10 protein-coding genes are annotated in these 9884 nt (G+C 52.0%); 3 read left to right on the top strand and 7 right to left on the bottom strand.

The genetic code is table 11. The features are described 5' to 3' along the window. From AC9UEO_RS13205 to murA, 4 genes are all read right to left on the bottom strand, one after another. Positions 1-764 (bottom strand): enoyl-CoA hydratase/isomerase family protein (locus AC9UEO_RS13205; protein ID WP_509534394.1); only part of this gene is annotated, 764 nt, incomplete at its 3' end. A 1-nt stretch (position 765) separates the two neighbouring features. Beyond that, complete coding sequence (gene meaB, locus AC9UEO_RS13200; RefSeq protein ID WP_509534391.1) at positions 766-1728, bottom strand: methylmalonyl Co-A mutase-associated GTPase MeaB; 963 nt, start codon at positions 1726-1728, stop codon at positions 766-768. Further along, positions 1729-1962, bottom strand: coding sequence for a NifU family protein (locus tag AC9UEO_RS13195; protein WP_509534388.1), 234 nt, complete (start codon positions 1960-1962; stop codon positions 1729-1731). Positions 1963-2102: 140 nt separating this feature from the next. Continuing rightward, entirely contained in the window at positions 2103-3416 is a 1314-nt protein-coding gene (murA, locus tag AC9UEO_RS13190; protein WP_509534386.1) for a UDP-N-acetylglucosamine 1-carboxyvinyltransferase, read from the bottom strand. Positions 3417-3443: 27 nt separating this feature from the next. Here murA and AC9UEO_RS13185 point away from each other — a divergent pair, with 27 nt between their 5' ends. Beyond that, positions 3444-4697 (top strand): MFS transporter, encoded by a 1254-nt coding sequence (locus AC9UEO_RS13185; protein ID WP_509534384.1) that lies wholly within the window; start codon positions 3444-3446, stop codon positions 4695-4697. Here the strand turns inward: AC9UEO_RS13185 and AC9UEO_RS13180 are convergent. Genes AC9UEO_RS13180 through AC9UEO_RS13170 form a run of 3 tightly spaced genes read right to left on the bottom strand, consistent with a single transcriptional unit; the run spans position 4694 to position 7744 of the window. Further along, entirely contained in the window at positions 4694-5266 is a 573-nt protein-coding gene (locus tag AC9UEO_RS13180) for an alpha/beta hydrolase family protein (RefSeq protein WP_509534381.1), read from the bottom strand. The genes AC9UEO_RS13185 and AC9UEO_RS13180 overlap by 4 nt on opposite strands. Then, entirely contained in the window at positions 5263-5961 is a 699-nt protein-coding gene (locus AC9UEO_RS13175; RefSeq protein ID WP_509534378.1) for a hypothetical protein, read from the bottom strand. The genes AC9UEO_RS13180 and AC9UEO_RS13175 overlap by 4 nt, the downstream gene beginning before the upstream one ends. A gap of 10 nt (positions 5962-5971) precedes the next feature. Next, positions 5972-7744, bottom strand: coding sequence for an alpha/beta hydrolase family protein (locus AC9UEO_RS13170; protein WP_509534376.1), 1773 nt, complete (start codon positions 7742-7744; stop codon positions 5972-5974). Between the two features lie 36 nt (positions 7745-7780). On the opposite strand from AC9UEO_RS13170, the gene glpX reads away from it, so the two are divergent. Both glpX and AC9UEO_RS13160 read left to right on the top strand, forming a co-directional pair. Next, positions 7781-8770: a class II fructose-bisphosphatase gene (gene glpX, locus AC9UEO_RS13165; protein WP_509534373.1), complete on the top strand. Its 990-nt coding sequence runs from the start codon at positions 7781-7783 to the stop codon at positions 8768-8770. A 75-nt stretch (positions 8771-8845) separates the two neighbouring features. Continuing rightward, the coding region (locus AC9UEO_RS13160; protein WP_509534370.1) for an AMP-binding protein at positions 8846-9884 on the top strand (1039 nt) is incomplete at its 3' end.

Genomic DNA, 9884 nt, shown 5'->3' with positions numbered 1-9884 from the left:
GTGGCTTTACCTGGTCCGTGTTCGAGAAAACTAGCTACGCCAATTTGACTGTCAGCTGAATGGAATACTTCTTCAAACAATTGAAGTTCTAGGGCAAGGCCAGATACCAAATCAGTCTCCATGCCTTGATCTACTGCCTGCTTGATCAGGCGAGTTGCAACTGTTGCACCGGATGCAATTGTGCCTGCTAGTTCAAGCGCACGAGTCATGAGCGCATCAGGTTCCACCACTTCATTAGCAAGACCAATCGACAATGCTTCTTCTGCTTTTACTTGTCGACCAGTCACCATGATTTCTTTGGCTCGGCTTGCGCCCACCAAGCGCGGAAGACGTTGGGTTCCGCCGCCGCCAGGAATAATGCCGAGGAGAATTTCAGGTTGTCCAAACACTGCTTTTGTTGATGCAATGCGATAGTCGCACGCCATTGACAATTCGCAACCGCCACCAAGGGCATAACCACTAACGGCAGCAATGGTGAACGAGGGAATAGCTGCAACGGCATTCAATGCGGCATGAAAAGCTGCTCCGATTGTTTTGGCTTCAGAAGGGCCACCGAATTCCGAAATATCAGCGCCAGCTGCGAACAAGCGGTCTCCGCCAGTGATGACAACTGCACCAGCAGGATTGGTTGTGAGTTCGCGAGCAACGTCATGAAGACGTGCGAGTAAAGCAGTTGACAGCGCGTTGACCTTTGGTGAGTTCAACGTAACGAGAGCAACCCCATCGCTACGACGATCAACAAGCACTAATGATTCATTGGACATTTCAGGCTCCTACTCCACGCAACATTTCATCAGCTGCAGACCATGGATCAAGTTCGTGGTTCAGCACTTGTGATTGCAGCCCATCCCATTGATCACCACTGAGAATTTCACGAGCTTTCAATTCAAGTCGACGTGCAACAATCTCACGCAACTCTGCGCGCAAACGGAATTCACGGCGTGTCTTCAATACGCCAGTCGATTCAATTGCAGCACGATGCTCTAAAACGGCATCCCACATTTCTGAAACACCTTCACCAGTACTACCGATGGTGGCAATGATTGGTGGGTGCCATGCCTCGTGGGCAATATCAGATAGTTCCAACATTTGTTCAATGTCACGACGAGTCTCTTCAACGCCCTTGCGGTCTGCCTTGTTAATTACAAACACATCCGCAATTTCCATCAGGCCTGCTTTGTTGGCTTGCACTGAATCGCCCCAGCCTGGATTCAACACAACAACAGTGGTGTCTGCCTTGCCAGCAATTTCAACTTCTACTTGACCAACACCAACTGTCTCCACCAGAATCCATTTACGGCCTACGGCATCGAGCATGCGAATTGCTTCGGGCGTTGACAGCGACAAACCACCAAGGTGTCCGCGTGTTGCCATTGAACGAATAAAGACACCGGGGTCTGTTGCGTGGTCTTGCATACGAACGCGGTCACCCAAGATTGCGCCACCAGTGAATGGTGATGATGGGTCGATTGCGAGAACCGCAATTTCAAGATCTTGTTTGCGCAAGTGTGTGATGAGCGAACTGGTAAGCGTGCTCTTTCCGGCGCCAGGAGCCCCAGTGATACCCACTGTGTAGCCAGAGCCACTGCGCTTGTAGGCAAGCCTTCCAACTTCACGTGCCACAGCATCACCACGTTCGAGTAACGACAAGACGCGAGCAAGTGCTGCGCGATCGCCATCACATGCGGCGGTAAAAAGTTGTTCGGGACTAAGGGTGCGACGGCTCACTTAGACGACCTGCACGACCTCGGTGACCCCGTCGATGCGGTCTTTCATAATGCGTTCGATACCAGCCTTGAGAGTCTGGTCGGAAGCAGGACATGTTGTGCAGGCTCCGACTAGCTCCACTGAGATGACGCCGGTCTCTTCATTGACATCATGCAAGACGATGTCTCCGCCGTCGGCCTGAAGAGCTGGCCTGATGACCACGATGGTTTCTTCTACCTGTTGGCGCATTGACATGGTAACAGCCTACGCTGACATCATGTTCGCTCATCAAGGTGGGTGGGACGAGTTGCTGTATGCCCTCGTGCCCATTGCCCTCATTTTTGGTCTTTTACGGCTCGCAAATTCGCGTGCCAAGAAATTGACCCCGCCTGAGGCTACGACTCCGGTCGAACCCGACTGATTGAGGCCCCCAAAGCGCTGAGACGACCCACAATGTCGTCATACCCACGATCAATGTGGAACACGTCACCGATTTCAGTGATTCCAGATGCGGCCAAACCAGTAACAACAAGAGCTGCTCCGGCACGAATGTCAGGAGCAACCACAGTGGCGCCAGTGAGATGCTCTACTCCCCTAACCACTGCATGATGACCATCGATTTCAATATTGGCCCCAAGAGCACGCAATTCGTCAACATAACGAAAACGGCCTGGGTACAAATTCTCGGTAACTATTCCGACACCATTTGCCATAGACAACATGGCAACAACCAGTGGTTTGTAATCGGTAGCAACACCCGGATACGGCAATGTTGAAACATCAACTGACGCCAATCGGTCTGGCGCTGTTGCGGTAATTCCCTCGCCGTCAATATCAAAAATCATGCCCATGTCTGTAAAACGGGTCAGCATCATTCCCATGTGTTGAGCATTTGCCCGCGCCACACGAATGGTGCCACCACACATGCCAACAGCAGCTATGTACGTTGCTGATTGCACACGATCAGTTACCACTTCATGAGTTACTGCCTGCAACGATGACGGATTAACACCCGTAATGATCAATGTTGCCGTGCCAATTCCGTCAATGCGGCAACCCATTTTGCGCAACATGTTGCACAAGTCAGCAATTTCTGGTTCACGGGCTGCATTACGAATAGTTGTGACACCGTCTGCAACAACTGCTGCCATCAAAACGTTTTCAGTTGCACCCACGCTTGGGAAATCAAACACGACTTCGGCACCAACCAAGCGAGCGCATCGCCCAACGATTCCTTCAGATGACGTTTCAAATTCTGCACCCATTGCTTCAAGACCACGCAAGTGCATGTCAATAGGTCGACCACCAAAGTCGTCGCCACCAGGAAGCGCAATATCAACTTGTCCAAAACGTCCGAGCAGTGGGCCAACAAGATTCACTGACGAACGAATTCGGTCAGCTAGTTCAAATGGGGCAACGGGTGTAATTGCCCCAGAGTTATATATGGCCAGATGTTGACCGGTCTCGCCTGCGGGAGCCGGCGAGAAGGAGATCTCAAGTCCAACGGCTCGAAGCAAGTCGGCCATGATGACCACGTCTTCAATGACGGGGACATTTGTCAGCGTGTATCTGCCATCAGCAAGCAATGTCGCAGCCATCAGTTTGAGAACCGAGTTCTTGGCGCCTGGTACAACTACCTCGCCAGCCAGAGGCCCGCTCTGAGCAACAACGATGACATCGCCCTCGCGCTGATTCGAAACAAGTGACATGACTATCAGTATGCTCCCGCGGTGGCCATGAATGGAAAACTTCTGCTGAGACGCCTACCCCGTTGGGCAAAGCCGACCGAAGATTTGACCCCACGCCAACGCAGAATTCTGATTTTGGTGGGCCTGGCATCAATGTCGGCAGCTTTCATAAACACCCTCTTCACCCAAACTGTTGCATTCGCTGCCGATGAATTCGGCATCTCCCAATCTGGTCTGGGAATCGGTGCGTCAGTAGTTCGGTTCGGCATCATCATCTGTTTGCCACTTGTCGCATTGGCAGACAGATACGGACGACGCCCCGTGATGATTGCAATGGCCTGGGCGGCACCGTTGGTGTCAGCACTCGGAGCCATTGCACCGTCATATGTTTTTCTTGTCGGCACACAAGCAATTGGACGGCCACTTGGTCTGACGCTCGACATCTTGATTGCAGTCGTAGCGCTTGAAGAAATGCCTCGCAATACACGGGCATATGCAACGGGACTTCTCGCAGTTATCAGTGGAATAGGTGGAGGCATTGCTGTCGGTTCCCTGCCGTTGGCGGATCAAAGCCCCACATCATGGAGGCTGATTTATCTCGTCGCTCTGGTGTGGATATTTGTAGCGATAGCACTAACCAAGTGGTTGCCGGAATCAGAGCGATTCACCAAACATCGAAAACAGGCCGTGGTGATACGCATGAAACTGTCGTCGGCATTTCGCGGACAGCTAGGCCGAATCTGTTCAGTTGTGTTCCTGACAAATATGTACATTGCCACTGTGTCGATCTTTCAAAACAGATATCTGAAAGATGACCGTGGGTATTCTGCTGCACTTGTTGCACTCTTCACCATTACAACGTCATCTCCCGCATCATTAGGTCTCATCATTGGTGGCCACTTTGCAGATGAAAAAGGCCGGCGCATCATCGGGGCCACACTGGTTCCCATTGGGGCATTTCTCTTGGCGCTCTCCTTTTCTACATCTGGCGCAATCATGTGGATATTTGCAATTGCTGGCGGCCTTGCTTTTGGAATTTCGTACCCTGCTCTTGCCGTCTATCGCGGCGAACTGTTTCCTACAGGTTCACGAGGCACGGCGGGTGGAATCATCATGACCTCCGCGCTCTTTGGTGGCATTGTCGGCTTAGTCGGAGCCGGACTTGTCTTGGATTCAGGATTGTCGTATGGGACAGTGATGCTCTGCCTCGTTACCGGCCCTGTCATTGCATCGCTCATCGTGTGGTCTCGTTATCCCGAAACTGCACACCGTGACCTTGATGAGATTTCTCAAGATTTTTAGAGTTTCGTCACCCACGCCGCAATTCGTTGAGCAACATCGGCGTCAGCTTTTGCTAGTTCATGTCGACCATTGTCAATGAAACTCCATGTGACGTCACCGGGAACAACAGAGAATGCATCACGAAGTTCGTCTGGAGTTCCGAAGTTGTCTTTTGTTCCACTTACGCACAACGTAGACACCGTGACACGCGGCAAATGTTCAATGCGTAAAGCGCTTGGCTTCTTTGGCGGATGCAACGGGTACGACACCAGTACCAGCCCTGCAACTTCTAATGGGTCTACTTCATCTGCAACTGCCATAGAGCACATACGGCCACCCATTGACCGTCCACCAATCACAATCTGTGAAGTGGATACACCCAGTGATTCAGCAAAGGTACGGACGTGCTCTTTCACGCTTGCAATGAGTACAGGTGCTTTATCGGGAAATGGTTTCCCCGCAAGTCGATACGGAAAGTCATGCCGAGCAACCGGCAAGGGCGACAGCGCATGTTGCATTGCCATTAACGAAGAATGTGTCGACGATGAACCTGCGCCCGGAAACAAAACGACTCCAGCAATGGAAGTCACAACGCCTCAAGCAACACGCGACGCGCTTCAGTGATGTCGATAATCAACTTGCTCGCATCCGTTTCATTACCGCCATGATCAGGATGCGCGCGGCGCACACTGTCGCGGTAATGCGCCATGATGTCTCGCTTTCCGGGCTTCACTGTGCCACCAGGAAAACCAAGAGTTTCTAATGCCCATGCACGAGGGTCTGCCAATGCCGAAATTGATGACACTTTTGTGCCAGCTAAATACTCAATAAAAGAAGCGCCGATTGGTCCACGCCACTTCATCGCCCGAAGCATGACAGGAACCAACTGTTGGCGAATACCGATATCAAGTCGCTCTAGTGCATAAATGGCACCAAGCGCTTGCTGCAATGGTGTTCCGTTGTTCTGAAATTCAAACTCAATCGAATCGTTCACACTGGTCATGCGGTGAGTGCTGTATGACAACCCGTGGCGATCAACTTGAAAACGATGCCGAAGTCGTGGCTGCACCACGCGTGAATCGCGTTCAATCTCTAGCAACAAACGCTGAAGATCAGGGATGAAATCTTCATGCACGTCTGCTGCGTGAACAGCGAGCACAGCGCCGAGCAAGATGCCACCAAATCCGGGCACCGGTTCAACAGGCAAGAGCAATCGACCAAGCGCTAACCGGCGCGTGGGGGCGATGGGGCGCGAGTGAAAGATCTCAAACTCCGCGAGCAGCATGGATGCAACGCTATCTTGCGTTTTTCATCAGGGAGTGAAGAAATTCTTCAGTCACTGCAAATTCACGAGCGATATTTACAGGGTTACGAAACCCGTGGCCTTCCCCTGCGAACACTTCCAATTGAATGTTTCCGTCCACTGCGTCTACGGCATCTCGCAGCCGTTCGGAATGAACCAGAGGAACTGAATCATCCTGATCACCATGGAATACAAGTACTGGTACGTCTCTTAGGGCAGCTGCATTCTTATGCGGCGAACGCGAGGCTGCCTGGCTTTCAGTTCCGATAAGCGCCGGCATGTGATGGCCTTCGAATGGGTCATCACTGTGCAACATGGCAACAAGATCAACGACCGGGTACTTCACCACAACACCAGCAACTAGCGACACATCACTAATTGCTGTGTTCAGCGCAGTCAGCCCACCAGCACTACCGCCCATCAGCACAGTAGTTGCAGAAGAGAACCCATGAACACTCTGTAGGTGGCGCAAAACATTGGCAGTATCAACGGCGTCGTATTCTCCCCAGTGTCCATTCAGGCTCATCATGAAGTCACGACCATGGCCTGAAGAACCGCGATGGTCAACAACTGCAATCGCAAACCCGCGAGATAACCAATACGTGAATTGACTTCTAAATGTGACTTGCCATTGATCATTTGGCCCACCATGCACCCAGCAGATCAATCCACCATGTGGTCGATGCGCCCGATACAAGCGGTACGGCACCTCTATGTCTCCCGGTGCTCGTTCAACTATTGGCTCTACAAGTTCTACATCAATCTCATTTTCAAACCATCGTGCATCAGCTGGCCGCACCAACACCGTGCGCTGAGGTTCAAGCAAATTGTTGAGGTGATACACCACTACTTGCTGCGGTGTACGCGCCCCAGTTCGCAATGCCGCAAGTGTGTTGCCTTCCCACGACAAACAACCGTGAACTCCTTGCCCGATGCGATGGCGAGAACCTGTCACCCTGTCGAACACCCACAATGATGAGTATCCATCTTCATTACGCGTGTACGCAACACGCGTGCCATCAGTATTGAAACACCACGTGCGCTGCCCTGGTCCCCACGTTGGGCCACCGTGCTCACAGTGGTCGATGATGGAGATATTCGGATCAACAATCTGGTCACCCAGAATGTGCACGTTCGCTACCCCAGTGGAGTCATCTATAAAACCGAAACTTTCTTTGTTCCGAGAGAACCGTGCTTGCTGCACAGCAATGCCATCCGAAACTCGTTCAGGCCATGAAGCACTTTGCGTCCACCCCATGTCAGGCCTGTTCCACACAATGCAACTTCCATCAACACCGGAAATGGCATCAATTGCAAAGTCAGATTCGTCGTGCACCACGTACGGATCACCATCCGTAATGTCGCATCCCCACAGTTCTTTCCAGTCGGCAATGGCAAACACTCGTCTATTCATGTAGTCAATTGCCGGCGTTGACCACGACCGAGACACATCAAATTCCAGAGACCGCGCGCTCGTCACAGTGTCATTTCGCAGAGTGATTTCAACAATGCCCCGTGCCTCAGTTGTCACATAAACAACGTCCCCCTCATCGCTCCACACATGCACCCCACCAGACAGTCCACGACCGCGCGAGGGGGCATCAGAGTAGAGATCAATGAATGTATTGCCGTCAATCGCCCACATCCGCAGAATGGCAGAGGCACCGTCTGAGACAACCCCTGACACCCATTGACCCCCGGGCCGCACCAGAACATCAGTGATTTCAATACCCGCAAGGCACAGTTGGATTGGCAGAACGGACACGAACGAAGGTTAGTCAGGGCACTAGGTTTGTACGTGATGACTGCTGAACGCCCTGACCGTAACCTCGCCCTCGAACTCGTACGCACCACCGAATCTGCTGCCATGGCAGCCAGTCGTTGGGTTGGCCGTGGAGACAAACTAGGTGCCGACGGCGCCGCGGTGGATGCCATGCGCATGGTGCTCAGCACAGTGCCCATGAGCGGCATCGTTGTAATTGGTGAAGGCGAAAAAGACGAAGCCCCCATGTTGTTCAATGGCGAACATGTCGGAGACGGCTCAAAGCCAGACACAGACGTTGCAGTTGACCCAATTGACGGAACATCACTCACAGCATCAGGCAAAGGCAATGCAATCTCAGTGATTGCAGTGTCTGAGCGTGGCACCATGTTTGATCCGGGCCCATGTTTCTATATGGAAAAAATCGCTGTTGGCCCAAGTGCAGTTGGCTCAATCGACATCACCGCGACTCCTACCCAGAACCTCAAATGGATTGCCAAGGCAAAAGGCGAAAGTGTTCGCGACTTAACGGTGATGATTCTTGAGCGCCCCCGTCACGACGACCTCATCGAAGAAGTTCGTGCCTCAGGCGCGCGCATCAAGCTGATCTCAGATGGTGACATTTTCTCGGCAATTGCAACAGCGTGGCCAAATGCCGGCGTAGACGTCATGTTCGGTATCGGCGGAACACCTGAAGGTGTTGTTGCGGCTGCTGCATTGAAGTGCATGGGCGGAGAAATTCAAGGTCGCCTATGGCCGCGTAACGACGAAGAACGCGCCGCAGCAATCGCTCAGGGCTACGACCTCAGTCGCATCTTGAATACCAACGACTTAGTGGAAGGCGATAATTGCTTCTTCGCTGCAACCGGTGTTACTGACGGTGAATTGCTACAGGGTGTGCGCTTTACTCCAGGCCTTGTGCATACACAAAGCTTGGTCATGCGTTCACGCAGTGGCACAGTGCGTCTGATTGATGCTCAGCACAGGCTTGACAAGATCAGCGAATTCTCAGCTATCGATTACAGCTGAAGCACTCAAAATTCGATAACAGTCGCCTTTTAGCCCGACCTGAACCCCATAGCCAGAGACGACTACTGTCTTGGCATGGAAAGCCATTTTGCAACTGTCTGGGAAAGCATTACCGATTCAATCGGTGATTCTCCGGCAATCACCCACGGTTCTGTCACTCGCACATGGAGCGAATACGACGAACGCGCTGCACGAATAGCCACTGCGCTTGTTGACGCAGGCCTCAAGCCCGACAGCAAGGTTGGTCTGTATCTTTACAATTCAAACGAATACTTAGAGGCACAGTTCGCAACCTTCAAGTTCCGGGGTGTACCTGTCAATGTGAATTACAGATATCTCGATGAAGAACTGCTGTACCTGCTTGAAAACAGTGATTCAGAAGTTCTCTTTTTTCATTCTTCACTTGGTGATCGGGTTGCACGAGTTATCGACCGTCTTCCACAATTGAAATTGCTTGTTGAAGTTACTGATAGCGATGACCACCATGTCCCTAGCGCAGTTCCCTACGACAGCTTCTTTGCTAAACACGAACCGATGCCACGAATCACGCGCAGCGATGACGACATTTACATGCTGTACACCGGTGGAACCACAGGAATGCCAAAGGGTGTCATGTATCAAATGGGGTCTTTGGTCGATTCGTTTATAGCCAACGGGCTAATGCTGCTTGGGGTTACCCCTCCTTCCGATATCGCTGATCTCGGAGCCACCTTGCGTGAAGCACAGGCAAACGGCATCCGCCCGATATCCATTCCAGGTTGTCCACTCATGCACGGAACAGGCATGTGGATCGGGGCCATGATGCCATCACTCGCAGGTGCACACATCGTGACGTTAGAAAATCGCAGTTTTGATGCGCACGAGTTATTCCGCGTTGTTCAAGACAAACAGGCAACGCATGTCACCGTTGTCGGTGACTCGTTTGTGAAACCCATGATTACAGCGATTGACGAGGCCATTTCACAAGGAACGTCCTACGACACAAGCAGTCTGAGCATGGTCGCTTCATCGGGCGTGATGTGGACCTCTGAAGTGAAACAAGATCTGCTTGATCGGATGGAACAGGTTGTCTTGTTCGATGCCATGGGCTCAAGTGAAGGATCTATGGGTATGG

It is taken from the genome of Limnohabitans sp., from assembly GCF_040401495.1.
Classification (GTDB): Bacteria; Pseudomonadota; Gammaproteobacteria; order Burkholderiales; family Burkholderiaceae_C; genus Limnohabitans.
Note: the sequence above shows the minus strand (reverse complement) of the source record. Positions and strands in the feature narration are given on the sequence as shown.